The sequence below is a fragment of the Mycobacterium sp. TKK-01-0059 genome (assembly GCF_000709305.1).
GTDB classification, from domain to species: domain Bacteria; phylum Actinomycetota; class Actinomycetes; order Mycobacteriales; family Mycobacteriaceae; genus Mycobacterium; species Mycobacterium intracellulare.
Window position 1 is genome coordinate 183,723 of record NZ_KL446995.1, and the last position, 16,426, is coordinate 200,148.

The 16,426-nt window shown below is 67.7% G+C and carries 14 protein-coding genes and 1 tRNA gene; 9 read left to right on the forward strand and 6 right to left on the reverse strand.

What is annotated here, in order from left to right; genetic code table 11:
• Position 1: 1 nt before the first annotated feature.
• Genes ligD (K883_RS22925) through K883_RS22940 form a run of 4 tightly spaced genes read left to right on the forward strand, consistent with a single transcriptional unit; the run spans position 2 to position 3,129 of the window.
• Positions 2–1,000, forward strand: coding sequence for a non-homologous end-joining DNA ligase (gene ligD, locus K883_RS22925; protein WP_020822796.1), 999 nt, complete (start codon positions 2–4; stop codon positions 998–1,000).
• Entirely contained in the window at positions 1,000–1,890 is an 891-nt protein-coding gene (ligD, locus tag K883_RS22930; protein WP_020822797.1) for a non-homologous end-joining DNA ligase, read from the forward strand. The genes ligD (K883_RS22925) and ligD (K883_RS22930) overlap by 1 nt, the downstream gene beginning before the upstream one ends.
• A complete protein-coding gene (locus K883_RS22935; RefSeq protein ID WP_020822798.1) occupies positions 1,883–2,668 on the forward strand; it encodes an Fpg/Nei family DNA glycosylase in 786 nt (261 codons plus the stop codon). The genes ligD (K883_RS22930) and K883_RS22935 overlap by 8 nt, the downstream gene beginning before the upstream one ends.
• Positions 2,669–2,715: 47 nt before the next feature.
• Complete coding sequence (locus tag K883_RS22940) at positions 2,716–3,129, forward strand: hypothetical protein (protein ID WP_020822799.1); 414 nt, start codon at positions 2,716–2,718, stop codon at positions 3,127–3,129.
• A 126-nt stretch (positions 3,130–3,255) separates the two neighbouring features.
• On the opposite strand, the gene coaE is transcribed toward K883_RS22940, so the two are convergent.
• From coaE to polA, 5 genes are all read right to left on the reverse strand, one after another.
• Positions 3,256–4,470: a dephospho-CoA kinase gene (coaE, locus tag K883_RS22945; RefSeq protein ID WP_020822800.1), complete on the reverse strand. Its 1,215-nt coding sequence runs from the start codon at positions 4,468–4,470 to the stop codon at positions 3,256–3,258.
• 18 nt (positions 4,471–4,488) lie between these two features.
• A complete protein-coding gene (rpsA, locus tag K883_RS22950) occupies positions 4,489–5,931 on the reverse strand; it encodes a 30S ribosomal protein S1 (RefSeq protein WP_020822801.1) in 1,443 nt (480 codons plus the stop codon).
• A gap of 103 nt (positions 5,932–6,034) precedes the next feature.
• Positions 6,035–7,570: a carotenoid oxygenase family protein gene (locus K883_RS22955; RefSeq protein ID WP_020822802.1), complete on the reverse strand. Its 1,536-nt coding sequence runs from the start codon at positions 7,568–7,570 to the stop codon at positions 6,035–6,037.
• 17 nt (positions 7,571–7,587) lie between these two features.
• Complete coding sequence (locus K883_RS22960) at positions 7,588–8,229, reverse strand: TetR family transcriptional regulator (RefSeq protein WP_179945123.1); 642 nt, start codon at positions 8,227–8,229, stop codon at positions 7,588–7,590.
• Between the two features lie 13 nt (positions 8,230–8,242).
• Positions 8,243–10,903, reverse strand: a complete 2,661-nt coding sequence (polA, locus tag K883_RS22965) for a DNA polymerase I (protein ID WP_162143695.1) — start codon at positions 10,901–10,903, stop codon at positions 8,243–8,245.
• A gap of 164 nt (positions 10,904–11,067) precedes the next feature.
• Here polA and K883_RS22970 point away from each other — a divergent pair, with 164 nt between their 5' ends.
• Entirely contained in the window at positions 11,068–11,508 is a 441-nt protein-coding gene (locus tag K883_RS22970) for a Zn-ribbon domain-containing OB-fold protein (RefSeq protein WP_020822805.1), read from the forward strand.
• Complete coding sequence (locus tag K883_RS22975; protein ID WP_020822806.1) at positions 11,505–12,713, forward strand: lipid-transfer protein; 1,209 nt, start codon at positions 11,505–11,507, stop codon at positions 12,711–12,713. The genes K883_RS22970 and K883_RS22975 overlap by 4 nt, the downstream gene beginning before the upstream one ends.
• A gap of 195 nt (positions 12,714–12,908) precedes the next feature.
• On the opposite strand, the gene K883_RS22980 is transcribed toward K883_RS22975, so the two are convergent.
• A complete protein-coding gene (locus K883_RS22980) occupies positions 12,909–13,523 on the reverse strand; it encodes an ANTAR domain-containing response regulator (RefSeq protein WP_008257686.1) in 615 nt (204 codons plus the stop codon).
• A 113-nt stretch (positions 13,524–13,636) separates the two neighbouring features.
• Here K883_RS22980 and K883_RS22985 point away from each other — a divergent pair.
• The 3 genes from K883_RS22985 (at position 13,637) to K883_RS22995 (ending at position 16,421) form a co-directional block, all read left to right on the forward strand.
• Positions 13,637–13,713: transfer RNA gene (locus K883_RS22985), tRNA-Leu, on the forward strand.
• A 732-nt stretch (positions 13,714–14,445) separates the two neighbouring features.
• Positions 14,446–15,777, forward strand: coding sequence for an adenylate/guanylate cyclase domain-containing protein (locus tag K883_RS22990; protein WP_014711907.1), 1,332 nt, complete (start codon positions 14,446–14,448; stop codon positions 15,775–15,777).
• Between the two features lie 38 nt (positions 15,778–15,815).
• Entirely contained in the window at positions 15,816–16,421 is a 606-nt protein-coding gene (locus K883_RS22995) for an HdeD family acid-resistance protein (protein ID WP_026071350.1), read from the forward strand.
• Positions 16,422–16,426 lie beyond the last annotated feature (5 nt).

The following is a 16,426-nucleotide window of genomic DNA, read 5'->3' on the forward strand; positions in this document are numbered from 1 at the left end:
CATGACGGACTTCGCGAGCCTGCCGGGTGCGGTGCGCGAAGCGCTGTACGACGAACCCGTGCCCGACTGGCGCTCGCCAACCCTGGCCACCCTCACCGACGACCGGTTCTCCGATCCGCACTGGATCTTCGAGCGCAAGTTCGACGGCATGCGCTGCCTGGCGTTCCGCGACGGCGATCGGGTGCGGCTGTTGTCGCGTAATCGTCAGCCGCTCAATGGAACCTATCCCGAATTGGTGGATGCGCTTGCCGCCCAACCGGTCACGCGGTTCGTCGTGGACGGAGAGGTGGTGGCCTTCGACGGCCGACGGACCAGCTTCGCACGGCTGCAGGGTCGGCTGGGCCTCACCGACCCCGACGTGGCCCGGGCGTCGCCGGTGCGTGTCTTCTACTACGTGTTCGATCTGCTGCATCTCGACGGCATGTCCACCGTCGAGGTGCCGCTCCTGTGGCGAAAGAGGTTGCTGCGCAGAGCGATCGACTTCGGCGACCCGCTGCGCTGTGCGCCGCACCGCGTCGGGGACGGGATCGCCGCCTACCGGCGCGCATGTGAACGCGGGGACGAGGGAGTGATCGCCAAGCGGGCCGACTCCACCTACCAGAGCGGTCGCTCGAAGAACTGGCTGAAGTTCAAATGCGTGCGCGATCAGGAGTTCGTGGTAGGGGGCTACACCAGTCCCAAGGGCAGTCGCGTCGAGTTGGGCGCCCTGATGCTCGGCTACTACGAGGGCGGCGACCTGGTCTACGCGGGCAAGGTCGGCACCGGTTTCGACGACGCCACGCTGCGCCGGCTGCACGCGCGCCTGTCGCCGATCACCCGGGACACGCCGCCGTTCGTCCGCGGTTTGGTGCGCGAGGCCGGCGCGAACTGGGTATCCCCCGAGATGGTGGTTCAGATCGGATTCAGCGAGTGGACGCGCGATGGCAAGTTGCGCCATCCGCGCTACCTCGGCATGCGCACCGACAAGGAGCCCGGCGACGTGGTGCGGGAGACGCACTGATGGCCCGCGTCGACGTCGAGATCACCCACCCGGACCGCGTTCTGTTTCCCGCCGACGGGATCACGAAACGCGATCTCGCCGCCTACTACGACCAGGTGGCCGACACCATGTTGACGCACCTGCGGGGCCGGGCCCTCAACGTGCAGCGCTATCCCCGCGGCATCGCCGAAACAGGGTTCATCCAGCAGGATTTCGCCGATTCGCTACCCGACTGGATGAGTAGTGTCCGGGTGGCCAAGGAGGGCGGCACCGTCGAGCATCCGGTCGTCGAACGGCCGGAGGCGCTGCGATGGCTGGCCAATCAAAGCTGCATCACCCTGCACATGTGGCAGTCGCGCCGGGCCCGGCTGGACAACCCGGACCGGCTCGTCTTCGACCTCGATCCGTCCGACGGCGACTTCGCCGTGGTGCGAGCGACCGCACGCGCCACGGCCGGGATACTCGGGGACCTGGGCCTGGCGTGCTACGTCCAGACCACCGGCTCGCGCGGGTTGCACGTCGTGGCTCCCTTGCGCGCCGACACCGATTTCGACACCGCCCGGCAGTTCGCCCGCGAGGTCAGCGAAGTGGTCGCCGCGGACGATCCCGCTCATCGCACCGTGGAGGCTCGCAAGGGCAAGCGCGACGGACGGGTCTATCTCGACATCATGCGAAACGCCTACGCGCAGACGGCGGTCGCGCCGTATTCGGTTCGGGCCCGCAACGGCGCGCCGGTAGCCACCCCGCTGGAATGGGACGAGCTGGACGCGGGGCGGTTGCGGGCCGACCGGTTCACCATCCGAGACGTTCCCAAACGGCTTGCCGGACAACCGGATCCGTGGGCGCACATGACGCGGCACGCCCGCTCACTGGCCGGCCCGATGCGGCGATTGGCGAGGCTGCGTGCCTGAGCTGCCCGACGTGGAAGGGTTTCGGCGGCAACTGGCCGCGAACCTGCCGCGGCGGCGAATCCGGCACGTGCAGGTGCACGATCCCGGGATTCTGCGCAACACCACCGCGCCAGCACTCGCGCGCCGGTTGACCGGTCACCGCTTCGCCGGCCCACGCCGGCACGGCAAGTGGTTGGTGCTCCCCACCGACGGCCCGGCGCTGCTGATCCACAGCGGCATGACCGGCCGGCCCTACTATGCCCCCGACGGGGCCGCCCACGACCCCTACGAGCGGCTGCTGGTGTCGCTGGACGAGGGCGAGCTGCGCTACGCCGACCTCCGCAAATTGCGCGGGGTGTGGCTGGCCGACGATGCCGACGACATCGGGCACATCACCGGACCGCAGGGACCCGACGCCTTGGGCCTCGGCCTGCGCGAGTTCCGCGCGGTGCTGGCCTCGCGGTCGGCCCGCTCGCGGCAGCTCAAACCCACGCTGATGGACCAGTCGGTGCTCGCCGGCCTCGGCAACCTGCTGGTCGACGAGATCTGCTGGCGGGCCAAATTCCGACCGACCGTGGCGGTCGCGGACTTGGGCGACGACGACGTGAAGGCCTTGCACGCCGCGATGACCCGGGTGCTGCGCACCGCGGTGCGCCACGGCCGGGTGCCTGGCCTGCCGCGCTGGCTCACCAGGGTGCGTGACGAGGCCGACCCGCGCTGCCCCCGCTGTGGGACGCGGCTCGAGCGCGCCCGGGTGGGCGGACGAGCGACGCTGTGGTGTCCGCGCTGCCAGCCGTAGCCAAACGATCTGGCTCGGAAATCACGCGGGTTGTAATGTCACCGGCTATGAGCTGCAAAGGCCACGGGTTCCTGGCGGTCGCCGCGGTGACGGTGATCGCCGCCGGGGCCCAGGTGTATCCGGCGACGGCGAGCGCGGACCTGCACAACATCACCTATCGGGCCAGGATCGACGGCGTCACGACCGGCAGTCAGGCCACGTTCGTCATCAACGGGGGCCAGACGAACACGGCCGGGCTGAGCTCGATGCCCGGCAACGCATTCGAGGCCGACACCGTGTTGCCCGATCCGCAGCAGGCCGGCATGCGGATCGTGCTGCATTTCCCGTACTCGGCGAACGTGCACTGCGAGATCGACGTGGACGACAACGTTTTCGTCCAGGCCGACCAAATGGTCCGGCCGGTGGCGGGGAACGCCGACCCCAACAACGGCGCGCTGCAGTGTGGGGCGCCCCTGCCGTAAGTGCCGTAGTGGCTGGGGGCGATCGCAAGCGCGGCGCAGCCGGGCGCAGCGGGTCGCCCCCCCATCGACCTAGGGCGATCGCAAGCGCGGCGCAGCCGGGCGCAGCGGGTCGCCCCCCCAATCGACCTAGGGACGCCAGCCCGTCGCGTCGGCCCACTCCCAGGCCCGCCGGTAGGCGTCGAGAAACCACGGCTCCTTGACTGCAACATAGGCCGCAATGTCTCCCCCGCCGTCGGTTTCGGCGGTGCGCTTGACGCTCAGGTACTCCGCCCGCGCATCGGGATCGGCGGTCAGCCAGTCGGGGAACAGCAGGGCGAACTGCTGATTGGGCCACCCGTCCACCCGGATGTGCACATTGGTGGGCCGGCCGGGATCCGCCGAGGCGTGAATCCGCTTGGACCACAACGCCGGATCGTCGTCGCGGTCGTAGCGGTCGACGGTGCTGCGCGCGTCGCTCTTGGCGACATCGCCGACGATGCGCTCGATGCGCGGGTACCCGGCGGACAACAAGGGTTCGGCGAGTTCGTCGGCGACGGCCAGGGATTCGACCGTGATCTGGATGTCGATGAGGTCCTTGGCGGGGAAATCCGGCACGGCCGTCGACCCGATGTGGTCGACGCGCAACGCCCGGTGCCCGCAGGTCGTCCTCAGGCGGTTGAGGATTCGCTGCGCCTGGTCCGGCCAGGTCGGGTCGGGCGGCGCCAATTGGACCGGCGCCCGGGCGATCTGACGCGTGCTCAGATTGTGAGCGAACGGCACGATGCGACGGTCCCACACCTGTTGGGCGCGTTGCGCCAGGTCTTCCGGGGTGCCCGAGTTGTCCAGCCAGATGTCGGCGACCGCACGGCGCTGCTCGTCGCTGGCCTGCGCGGCAATCCTGGCGCGGGCGTCGTCTTCGGCCATGCCGCGCTGGTCGACCAGTCGCCGCAGCCGCACCTCGACGTCGGCGTACACGATCACGACGAGCGGGAACAGCGGCGCCATCCCGGACTCCACCAGCAGCGGAATGTCCTCGACCACAACCGAATCCTCGGGCACCGAGGCGATGATCTCCGCGCGGCGCTTCCCCACCAGTGGGTGGACGATCCCGTTCAGCGTCTGGCGGGCCTGGTCGTCGCGAAAGGCCTTGGCGGCCAACGCCGGTCGATCCAGCGATCCATCCGGCAGCAGGATGTCGGCACCGAACGCCTCGACCAGCGCCACCAGCCCTTCGGTGCCCGGCTGGACCACCTCACGCGCGATGACGTCCCCGTCGACGATGACGGCGCCGCATCGATCGAACGTGGACGACAGCGCCGACTTGCCGGCGCCGATACCACCGGTCAACCCGATACGCAGCATGGCGCCCTCAGGTCAGGATCACGCGTTGCCGGCGAGTTTCTCCCGCAGCGCGGCCAATTGGGCATCGCTGGCCAGCGATCCGCCCGCCTTCTCGGCGGGCGCACCGTTGCCCGGCGACTGCTCGCCGGCCCCGTGGCCGGCCGCCTCGGCCGCCGCGAACTTCTCCATCTGCGCGGTGTGCATCTTGTGCCGGCGCTCGGCCTCGGCGTAGCGGGCCTCCCACTCGGTGCGCTGCTTGTCGAATCCCTCGAGCCATTCGTTGGTCTCGGAGTCGAAGCCCTCGGGGAAGATGTAGTTGCCCTGCTCGTCGTAGCTGTCGGCCATGCCGTACTTCGCCGGGTCGAACTCGTCGGTGTAGTCCTCGTTGGCCTGCTTGAGCGACAAGGAGATCCGGCGGCGCTCCAGGTCGATGTCGATGACCTTGACCATCGCGTCGTCGCCGACGGCAACCACCTGGTCGGGGACCTCGACGTGGCGCTCGGCCAGCTCGGAGATGTGCACCAGGCCCTCGATGCCCTCCTCGACGCGGACGAACGCGCCGAACGGAACCAGCTTGGTGACCTTGCCGGGCACGATCTGGCCGATGGCGTGGGTGCGGGCGAAGTGGCGCCACGGGTCTTCCTGAGTCGCCTTGAGCGACAACGAAACCCGCTCGCGGTCCATGTCGACATCGAGCACCTCGACGGTGACCTCGTCGCCGACCTGGACCACCTCGGACGGGTGGTCGATGTGCTTCCAGCTCAGCTCGGAGACGTGCACCAGACCGTCGACGCCGCCGAGGTCGACGAACGCACCGAAGTTGACGATGGAGGAGACGACACCCTTGCGGATGGCGCCCTTCTGCAGCTGGTTGAGGAACTCGCTGCGCACCTCGGACTGCGTCTGCTCCAGCCACGCCCGGCGCGAAAGCACCACGTTGTTGCGGTTCTTGTCCAGCTCGATGATCTTGGCCTCGATCTCCTTGCCGATGTACGGCTGCAGATCGCGCACCCGGCGCATCTCGACCAGCGAGGCGGGCAGGAAGCCGCGCAACCCGATGTCGAGGATCAGGCCACCCTTGACCACCTCGATGACGGTGCCCTTGACGGCCTCGTCCTTCTCCTTGAGCGCCTCGATGGTGCCCCAAGCGCGCTCGTACTGCGCGCGCTTCTTGGACAGGATCAGGCGGCCCTCTTTGTCCTCCTTGGTGAGAACCAGGGCCTCGACCTCGTCGCCCACGGAAACGACCTCGTTGGGGTCGACGTCGTGCTTGATCGAGAGCTCGCGGGCGGGGATGACCCCCTCGGTCTTGTAGCCGATGTCGAGGAGCACCTCGTCCCGGTCCACTTTGACGATCGTGCCCTCGACGATGTCGCCATCGTTGAAGTACTTGATCGTTTTGTCTATTGCGGCGAGAAAGTCCTCGCTGGAGCCAATGTCGTTGACGGCTACTTGGGGCGAGGTGACGGCGGGACTCGGCATATTGTTGGGGTGCTCCGGACAGGTTTGGTCGTAGGGACAATTGGGATTTACCCATCGAGGCTACTCGACTGTGCACACGCTGGCCAAACCCAGTCCCGGCGGCTCACCCGGTTCGATGGGCCACCCGGTTGGTGAAGGCGCCGTGGTAGCTCATCGGCACGTGGAACGGCAGCCACGCCTCCGCGATCGGGCCGTCGGCCACGTGGGCCGCGTCGACCACCATTAACCTGCTGCGATGCTGCGATTCCTGGTATCCGACGGTGAGTAGCCAGCCGTCGTCCTCGGCCGTTCCGCCGGGTCGCGGCACAAACGTCGGCTCCACCAGCACGTCCCCGGGCGGGCAATAGGTCTGGACCGCGCCGGTGCGGTGATCGATGCGGGCGATTCCCTGGCCTGCAAACCTGGCCGGGTCCTGGACCGTCACGTAGGACACGTCGTGCCGGGTCGTGGAACGCCGCTCGTCGATCTGGGGGAACTCGCACCCGAAATCGGCCAACGGCTCGCGGGACACGCGCCCCGACGGGGCGATCCGGAACCGCGTCAGCACCACGGCGTCGTCGATGGCCCCGTAGTCGTCGACCTGGGCGATGTCGGACCGGATGTGGGCGGTGTACTTCTTCATGCCGCCGTACGTCTCGGGCGCGAACCGTGGCAGCTCGACGACGACGTCGTCGCCGTCGTCATACGCGTTGGTGAAATGCCAGTGATAGAACGGATCGGTCTCGGCCACCCGCACCCGGCCCCCATCGCGCGGCGCGAGAACGAAATAGGACGGCGCATCCCGCTTGAAAAATATGGATTCCCAATAGGATTGGTGGCCCGCGAGCGCCCACGGGTTGATCCGCAGCGGCGACACCACGAAGATCGCGTAGCGCCGGGTCAGCGCCATGTCGTGCACCACGCCCATCCCCGGCAGCGGCACCGCCCTCAGGTAGCGGGTCACACCGTTGGCGCCGGTCTCGTAGAGCCGCAAGCGCATCCGCGGCACCGCCTCGCCCGCCAACTCCCGCAGCCGGCGCCACCGCTCGCCGCCGCGCGCCCCGCGCAGCGCGTGGCCGAGGTCGATTCGCGGGAAGTACGGGTCGAACCCGAAGTTGATCTTGGTGTTGGCGGCCGGGTCGTAGGTGTAGTGCGCCGAATAGGCCCGGACCGCCCCCTTGAGCGCCCCGCCGAGGCTTGACGGCCCGATGGTGTCCAGGGTGTCGAGATCGAGTTCGTGCGGCGGTCCGCCCTCCCAGAGCGCCAGCAGCTGGTTGCGGTTGACCATGACGCTGGTGTTGGCGGTGTTGGCCGGCAGCCGCAGCGCGTTCGCCAACGTGCCGCCGTCGCGCTGGTAGGCGAAGCCGCGGTCCACCAGCCGTCCGGCCGCCGTCGACCTCAGGTAGTGCTTGGTGCGGACGAAGCGGTTGCGGAAACGCACCCCCGACCCGTCGAGCACGAACGCGCTGACCATCCCGTCGGCATCAAAAATGCTCTCGACCTGCGTCGATCCGAGATTCCAGCGGCCCGACCCGTTCCGGTAAAGGGTGCCGAGGAGCCCGTCGGGGATCGTCCCGGTGATTTCGGTGACGTCGACGTCGGTTTCGCCGACGATGTTTTCCCAGTAGCGCGACGGAGCTTGAACGTCTGCCAGAACCATAAAAGACAGTGTGTCTATTATCGCTGGGCGTTGTCAATGGTCTTGATGTCGTCGGCGTTGAACGGCAGGGCCGCCCCGCCGTCCCAGCACAGCACGGTGAGGTGTTCGACGAGCGCCTCCCGCGGCATGGTTCCCGTCCGGCACCACCATTCCGCGGCCGCCACCGCCGACCCGACGATGGCCCGCGACCAGGGGGCCGCCGCCATGCGCGCGGCCTCGGAGCCCGACGACGACGCCAGCATCCATTCGACCGCGCCGGCCAGCTGCTCGAAGACACTGGTCGACGGGTCACCGGTGAGGGCCCGGTAGAGATTCGGCTCGGCTTCCATCCACGCGCTGATCACGTCGAAGAACAACGCCATCCGCTCCCGGAGGTCGGTGGAACCGGCTGCCCGAGTGGTGATTTCGGCGAGTAGCCGCTGCGAGGTGCGTTTGCTCAGCTCGGCCAGCAGCGCGTCACGGCCGGGGTACATGGCGTAGACCGCCGAGCGGACGAAGCCGGCCTCGCCCGCGATGTCGACCAGTCCGGCGGACGGCCCCTTGGCGCGGATCACCCGCTCGGCGGCGTCGAGAAGCTCCGAGCGCCGCTCGCCGGGATCCACCCGCGAGCCCGCCGGGCGACCTCGACTGCGCTTTGCGGGGGGCCTGGACGGGCGCATAGTCGGTGGCCTGTCAGTGCGCCGCAGCGTCCCAGCTGCGGCCGTAGCCCACCGAAACCTCGAGCGGGACGTCCAACGGGTAGGCGCCGCCCATCTTGTCGCGGGCCAACGCTTCGAGCTGCTCGCGCTCCCCCGGCGCGACCTCGAACAGCAGCTCGTCGTGCACCTGCAGCAGGATCCGGGAGGACAGCCCGGCGTCCTTGATCGCCTTGTCGGTTTCGATCATCGCCACCTTGATGATGTCGGCGGCGCTGCCCTGAATGGGCGCGTTGAGCGCCGCCCGCTCGGCGGCCTCGCGCACCTGGCGGTTACTGCTGTCGAGTTCGGGCAGATAGCGGCGCCGGCCGAACACCGTCGACGTGTAGCCGTCCTTGCGGGCCTGTTCCACCACGGCCATCAGGTAGTCGCGGACTCCGCCGAACCGGGCGAAGTACTGCTCCATCTGGTCTTTGGCCTCTTCGGTGGAGATCTTGAGCTGGGCCGACAGCCCGTAGGCGCTCAATCCATAGGCCAGCCCGTAGGACATCGCCTTGACCCGGCGGCGCAGCTCGGCGGTGACCTCCTCGATCGGCACGCCGAAGGCGCGGGAGGCGACGAACGAGTGCAGGTCCTCCCCGGTGTTGAACGCCTCGATGAGTCCCTCGTCCTTGGACAGGTGGGCCATGATCCGCATCTCGATCTGGCTGTAGTCGGCGGTCATCAGCTCGCTGTAGCCCTCGCCGACCACGAACGCGTCGCGGATCCGCCGGCCCGCCTCGGTGCGGATCGGAATGTTCTGCAGGTTCGGTTCGGTCGAGGACAACCTGCCCGTCGCGGCGATGGTCTGGTTGAACGTGGTGTGGATGCGCCCGTCGGAGGCCACCGAATTCAGCAGCCCGTCGACGGTGACCTTGAGCCTGGTGGCGTCGCGGTGGGCCAGCAGGTGCTGCAGGAACGGGTGACCGGTCTTGTCGAACAGCGACTGCAGCGCGTCCGCGTCGGTGGTGTATCCGGTCTTGGTGCGCTTGGTCTTCGGCATCTCCAGCTCGTCGAAGAGCACCGTCTGCAACTGTTTTGGCGAGCCCAGGTTGATCTGCTTGCCAATCACCGCGTACGCCGCTTCGGCCGCGTCGCGGATCAGGTGGGCGAAGTCGCTCTGCAGCTCGGTCAGCAACTCCAAATCGACGGCGATGCCGGCGTTTTCCATCCCCGCCAGCACCCGCTGCACCGGCAGCTCCATGCCGCTGAGCAACGAGGTCGAGTTGATGCGGGCCAGCTCCTCGTCGAGCGCGTCGGCCAGATCGAGCACCGCCACGGCACGCAAGAGCAGCGTCTGCACCGCCTGGTCGTCGGTGCCGTCGGTGTCGTCGAGCAGCGAAAGCTGTTGCTGCTCAGGGTTTTCGGCCCGCAACTCGCGGCGCAGGTAGCGCAGCGACAGGTCGTCGAGGGAGAAGCTGCGCTGCCCGGGGCGCACCAGATAGGCCGCCAGCGCGGTGTCGGAGGTGACGCCGGCCAGCGTCCAGCCCCGCCCGGCCAGGTCGTGCATGGCCAGCTTGGCTTCGTGCAGGGCCTTGGGCGGCCCGGGGTCGGCCAGCCAGGACGCCAGCGCCGCCTCGTCTTCGGGATCCAGCTCGGAAGTGTCGATATAGCGGCCCTCGCCGTCGGCGGAGACGATGGCCAGCGCGGTGGCGTCGGCGTCGTAGGCCAGGTGGGTGCCCACGACGGCCAGCCCGAAGCGCTTCCCCGAGCTGTGCTCGGCCAGCCACACCGCCAGCTCGCCGGCTTCCAGCGCGCCGCCGCGCACGTCGAAGCCCTCGTCAACCTCGGGCTCCACCGCGGCCAGGGTTTCGAACAGCCGGTCGCGCAGCACCCGGAACTCCAGGTCGTCGAAGAGCCGGTGGATCTGGTCGCGGTCCCACGGTTGCAGCCGCAGCGTGTCGGGAGTCTGGGCCAGCGGCACGTCTTTGACCAGATCGGTGAGCTCGCGGTTGCGGATCACGCTGGCCAGATGTTCGCGCAGCGCGTCGCCCACCTTGCCGCGGACCGAATCGACGTTGTCGACCAGCGCCTGCAGCGACCCGTATTCGCCGATCCACTTGGAGGCGGTCTTCTCCCCCACACCGGGGATGCCGGGCAGGTTGTCGCTGGGGTCGCCGCGCAGCGCGGCGAAGTCGGGGTACTGCGTGGGCGTCAGCCCGTACTTTTCGACGACCGCGTCCGGGGTGAAGCGGGTCAATTCGCTCACCCCTTTGCGGGGGTAGAGCACCGTCACGTTCTCGCTGACCAACTGCAACGAATCGCGGTCGCCGGTGACCACCAGCACGCGATAGCCCTCGTTTTCGGCCTGGGTGGCCAGGGTGGCGATCAGGTCGTCGGCCTCGAATCCCGGCTCGGCGAGCACCGTGATGCCCAGGGCGGCCAGGACCTCCTTCGTGATGTCGATCTGGCCGTGGAACTCGTCGGGCGTCGCCGACCTATTGGCCTTGTACTCCGGATAGCGCTCGGAGCGGAAGGTCTGCCGCGACACGTCGAAGGCCGCGGCGATGTGGGTGGGGGCTTCGTCGCGCAGGAGGTTGATCAGCATGGCGGTGAAGCCGTAGACCGCGTTGGTGGTCAGCCCGCCGCGGGTCTTGAAGTTCTCGGCGGGCAGCGCATAGAACGCCCGGAACGCCAGGGAGTTGCCGTCCAGCAGCATGAGCGTCGGCCTGGTCTGTTCCTCGCTGGCCTTCGTAGCGGTTTTCGTGGCGGGCACGGCTTTCACTTTAGGCACCCGGTGTGACGAGTTACGCGCCCCGACCGCGCCGCCCGCAGAACTGCAACACGTTTCAGTTTTGTGCGCGAGCTGGGTACGCTGGCCCGGTGCCAGAAGTCATCCGACAAGAACCGGCGGTCGATGGATGGTTCGCCACCGACGACGCCGGTGTCCCGCATCTGATCGGCAGCAAGTGCCCCGAGTGCGGCACCTACGTCTTCCCGCCGCGGGCGAACAACTGCCCCAATCCGGGTTGCGCCAGCGACACGCTGGAATCCGTCGCGCTGTCGACGCGGGGAAAGTTGTGGAGCTACACCGAGAACCGGTACGCGCCACCGCCGCCCTACCCGTCGCCGGACCCCTTTGAGCCGTTCGCCGTCGCCGCCGTGGAGCTGGCCGAGGAGGGCGTGATCGTGCTGGGCAAGGTGGTCGAGGGCACGCTGGCCGCCGACCTGAAGGTCGGCATGGAGATGGAACTGACCACCATGCCGCTCTACACCGACGACGACGGCGTGCAGCGCATCGTGCACGCGTGGAAGGTGGCGTGACCATGAGCGCTCCCGAACCGCTGTACATCCTGGGCGCCGGGATGCATCCCTGGGGCAAGTGGGGCAACGACTTCACCGAATATGGGGTGGCCGCGGCCCGGGCCGCGCTGAACGAAGCGGGCCTGGACTGGCGACAGATCCAGTTGGTGGCCGGCGCGGACACCATCCGCAACGGCTACCCCGGGTTCGTCGCGGGCGCGACGTTCGCCCAGAAGCTCGGGTGGAACGGCGTGCCGGTCAGCTCGAGCTACGCCGCGTGCGCCAGCGGTTCGCAGGCGCTGCAGAGCGCCCGCGCCCAGATCCTGGCCGGCTTTTGCGACGTCGCCCTCGTCATCGGCGCCGACACCACGCCGAAGGGCTTTTTCGCCCCGGTCGGCGGAGAGCGCAAGAACGATCCCGACTGGCAGCGGTTCCACCTGATCGGCGCCACCAACCCCGTGTACTTCGCGCTGTTGGCGCGGCGCCGGATGGACCTCTACGGCGCCACGCTCGAGGATTTCGCCCAGGTCAAGGTCAAGAACTCGCGGCATGGCCTGCAGAACCCGAACGCGCGGTACCGCAAGGAGGTGTCGGTCGAGGACGTGCTGGCCAGCGCGGTGGTGGCCGACCCGTTGCGGCTGCTGGACATCTGCGCCACCTCCGACGGCGCGGCCGCGCTGATCGTGGCCAGCGCGAAGTTCGCCCGCGAACACCTCGGCTCGCTGGCCGGTGTGCCGTCGGTGCGGGCGGTCAGCACGGTCACCCCGAACTATCCGCAGCATCTGCCCGAATTGCCGGACATCGCAACGGATTCCACCGCCGCGGTGCCCGCGCCCGATCGGGCGTTCAAGGACCATATCCTCGACGCGGCCTATACCGAGGCGGGCATCGGGCCCGAGGACGTGAGCCTGGCCGAGGTTTACGACCTGTCCACCGCGCTCGAGCTCGACTGGTACGAACACCTGGGCCTGTGCCCCAAGGGCGAGGCCGAGGCGCTGCTGCGCAGCGGCGCCACCACCATCGGCGGCCGCGTGCCCGTCAACGCGTCCGGCGGGCTGGCCTGCTTCGGCGAGGCCATCCCCGCGCAGGCGATCGCTCAGGTCTGCGAGCTGACGTGGCAGCTGCGCGGTCGGGCCACGGGCCGACAGGTGGAAAACGCCACGGTCGGCATCACCGCCAACCAGGGGCTGTTCGGGCACGGTTCGTCGGTGATCGTCGCCCGCTAGGGATTGCCGCCGCGTTGGCTTGCGTTGTGCGGCCACGGTTTTGAGTGTGAAGCCACGGCTTTCAGTGTGAAGCCTGGGCGCGGATTGTCGGCGTGTCGCCGCCGGGGGTTCACATCCAAAGCCAACGATTCACACTCGACGGCTCGAGTGCTCCTTGGGGTGCTCCTCGGGCTGCTGCTCGGCCTGCTGCTCGGGCTATTCCTTGGGCGGGTCCAGGGTCTCCAGGACGACCTCGGCCACCCTCTTCATCGTGGTCCGCCGGTCCATGGCTGCCCGCTGAATCCACTTGAACGCCTCGGGCTCGGTCATCCCCTGTTCGGTCTGCAGCAGCCCCTTGGCGCGCTCCACGAGCTTGCGGGTCTCCAGCCGGTCGGACAGTGACGCCACCTCGCGTTCCAGCTCGGCGATCTCACCGAATCGGCTGACGGCCAATTCGATGGCCGGGATCAGGTCGCTGATGGTGAACGGCTTCACCAGGTACGCCATCGCCCCCGCATCCCGGGCCCGCTCGACCAGGTCGCGCTGACTGAACGCGGTCAACACGACGATCGGTGCGATGCGCTTGCTGGCGATCTCCGAGGCCGCGTCGATGCCATCACGGCGCGGCATCTTCACATCCATGATCACCAGGTCCGGCCGATGGCGCTCGGCCAGCTCGACGGCTTCCTGCCCGTCGCCGGCCTCGCCGACGATCTCGTAACCCTCCTCTCGGAGCATCTCGGCGAGATCCAGTCGGATGAGCGCTTCGTCTTCAGCGATCAGGACCCGGCGCGGCACAGCGGCGTCGGTGTCGGTCGTGGGGCCTGTCATGACGAATATTGTGTCGCGAACGCCTCAGACCAGCGTGCGCGGGGGCGGTGTGGCAGGTGAGGACACCAAATCCTCTATGGTGGGAGGCTGCCTCTAAGGTAAGAGGCCGGCACGCCCTCGTATCCCAACTGGCAGAGGAAACGGATTCAAAACCCGTCCAGTGTGAGTTCGAATCTCACCGAGGGCACCAGCGATCGCGGTCGGCGGCGCCATCGGCTCGGCCGGCTTTCTTCGGTACCGAAGTAGCGGTACCGGCCGACGCATCCGGTTCACAAGTTTCCATATCGGGCCCAATACCTTCCAATGGTATGAATTCAGCCGCATTTATAAACTCTGCGCATTTATAGTTCTTCGTATTGCAGGCAAGAATATGGCGCGCAAAAGATCACTTGAATTCATAATTCGGCGCGGGCAGGACGCGGCCGATCGCGATTTCGGTGGCGACGATCCCGAATCGAATCGGCGACGCCCACCGCCGGCCCCGCTATCGGTCCCGGCGATCCGCGGGAACCCCGGGCGGGCTCGGAACCGTCAGTCGCCGAATGATCGCGTGACACACACCTGGCCGGATGCCGAAACCTCCGGCCCCGCGGTGTAATTGCCGATGGAATCGCCGGCCACCCGTAGCAGCCAACTCGGATCACTACAGGCGACGCTGCAGCCGTCCATCAGCATGGCGGTAAGGGCAATGAGCGACGCAAGAACGATTCTTCTGAGAACCGCCATCAGGCACCCCTTAGTCGAGGCGAACACGCGTCACGCAGAGCGTCCAACACGTGTTGAATAACCGAACCAAATGACTCGTAACCCGACAAAAACCCGATAACTAGATGGTTATCAGATCCGGAAACTTACGGGGGCGAAAACGGTGATATTCATTAGACAGCCGACAAATACCCTGCTCAGCGGTTAGGCTTGCTGCGTGGCGGCCAAGGATTGTGGTGGCCCACCGCGATGGCCAGACGGCTCGTCGAAGCGCCCGGACTGTGTAGCCGCGGCGCGGGCCCAGTCGCGCGCCCGCAACCAGCACTACGCCGACAGCGCCGCGCGCCAATACCGGGTGCTCGCGATTGCCGCGTGGCTGGCCGTGCTGGTCTGCGTCGACTTCGTCGCTTTGCAGTTGATCACCGGAGTCTGGACGTGGCAGATCATCTCGCTCAACGCCCTCGCCGCGATGATCTTCGCCGCGGTGCCGTGGCTGCACCGTTTCGGTGACCTCATCGCGCCGCTCACCTTCATCGGCGCCGCCTACGTCACGGTCTTCGTCAGCACCTGGGACGCTGGCACGGGTACGGGCGCGCAGTTCTTCTTTTTGGTCGGGGCGTGCCTGGTGGTGCTGTTGCTGGGCATCGAACACACCGTGCTGGCGGCCGGCCTGACGGCGGTCGGGGCCGGGCTGGTGATCGCCCTGGAGTTCCTGGTCCCCCGCGACACCGGATTACAGCCGGCGTGGGCGCAGTCGATGACCTTCGTGGTCACCATCGTCTCCGCCTGCGTGATGGTGTTCGTGGCGGTGTGGTTCGCGCTGCGCGACACGCAGCGCGCCGAGGCGGTGATGGAGGCCGAGTACGAGCGCTCGGAAGCGCTGCTGGCCAACATGTTGCCGGGCAGCATCGCCGAGCGTCTCAAGAGCTCGTCGCGCAGCGTCATCGCCGACAAGTACGACGAGGTCTCCGTCCTGTTCGCCGACATCGTCGGGTTCACCGAACGCGCCAGCACCACCACCCCGGCCGACCTGGTGCGGTTCTTGAACCGGCTGTACGGCGCCTTCGACGAACTGGTCGACAAACACGGCCTCGAGAAGATCAAGGTCAGCGGCGACTCCTACATGGTGGTCAGCGGGGTCCCGCGGGCTCGGCCGGATCACGCCTTCGCTCTTGCCGATTTCGCGCTCGACATGGCCAATATCGCTGCCGCACTGAAGGATCCGCACGGCGATCCGGTCGCGCTGCGGATGGGCATGGCCTGCGGGCCCGTGGTCGCGGGCGTCGTCGGCTCGCGCCGCTTCTTCTATGACGTCTGGGGCGACGCGGTCAATGTCGCGTCGCGGATGGAATCCACCGATTCGGTGGGCCGAATCCAGGTGCCCGAGGCGATGTACGAGCGACTCAAGAACGAGTTCGTCCTGCAGGAGCGCGGCCGCATCGAAGTCAAGGGCAAGGGCGTTATGCGCACCTGGTACCTCATCGGCCGCAAGGCGGACGAAGAGCCCGCCGACCTGCTCACCGGGCGACCACACACCGTCCACGTCTGATCAAAGCCCCTGCACGGTCCCTGTACCAGGGCCCGCGTTTGTGTCAGACTGCGGCCATGACTATCTCCCCTGGCTCTCCTGGAACCCACCCCGTTCCAAGCTTGCTGCCGCATCTGTGGAAATCCGCTCTGCTGTCGGGAATTCTGTCGATCGTCCTCGGTGTCCTGGTGTTGGCGTGGCCGGGAATTTCCATCCTGGTGGCCGCCGTCGCCTTCGGCGTTTACCTGCTCATCACCGGTATCGCGCAGGTCGTATTCGCGTTCTCACTGCACGTCTCGGCGGGGAGCCGAGTCTTGTTGTTCATCAGCGGGGCCGCGTCGCTGATTCTGGCGTTGCTCGCGTTCCGCCACTTCGGTCAGGGTTACGCAATTCTGCTGCTGGCCATCTGGATTGGCATCGGGTTCATCTTCCGTGGTGTCGCCACGACGATTTCGGCCGTCAGCGACCCGCACCTGCCGGGCCGGGGCTGGAACATCTTCCTCGGCGTGCTCAGCCTGCTGGCCGGCATCGTGGTCGTGGCGTCACCGTTCGAATCGATTGTCACCCTGGCGATCGTGGTCGGCGCGTGGTTCGTGGTCATCGGGATCTTCGAGGTCATTTCGGCCTTCGGCATCCGCAAGGCGTCCAACTCGCTCGGCAGCTGACGCGC

Excerpts from the sequence above, each read along its gene's own strand:
- K883_RS22940 (WP_020822799.1), top strand. The coding sequence starts at position 2,716 with ATGAGCTGCAAAGGCCACGGGTTCCTGGCGGTCGCCGCGGTGACGGTG.
- K883_RS22955 (WP_020822802.1), bottom strand. The coding sequence starts at position 7,570 with ATGGTTCTGGCAGACGTTCAAGCTCCGTCGCGCTACTGGGAAAACATC.
- ligD (WP_020822797.1), top strand. The coding sequence starts at position 1,000 with ATGGCCCGCGTCGACGTCGAGATCACCCACCCGGACCGCGTTCTGTTT.
- coaE (WP_020822800.1), bottom strand. The coding sequence starts at position 4,470 with ATGCTGCGTATCGGGTTGACCGGTGGTATCGGCGCCGGCAAGTCGGCG.
- K883_RS22960 (WP_179945123.1), bottom strand. The coding sequence starts at position 8,229 with ATGCGCCCGTCCAGGCCCCCCGCAAAGCGCAGTCGAGGTCGCCCGGCG.
- rpsA (WP_020822801.1), bottom strand. The coding sequence starts at position 5,931 with ATGCCGAGTCCCGCCGTCACCTCGCCCCAAGTAGCCGTCAACGACATT.
- K883_RS22980 (WP_008257686.1), bottom strand. The coding sequence starts at position 13,523 with ATGACAGGCCCCACGACCGACACCGACGCCGCTGTGCCGCGCCGGGTC.
- polA (WP_162143695.1), bottom strand. The coding sequence starts at position 10,903 with ATGCTGCTGGACGGCAACTCCCTGGCGTTCCGGGCGTTCTATGCGCTG.
- ligD (WP_020822796.1), top strand. The coding sequence starts at position 2 with ATGACGGACTTCGCGAGCCTGCCGGGTGCGGTGCGCGAAGCGCTGTAC.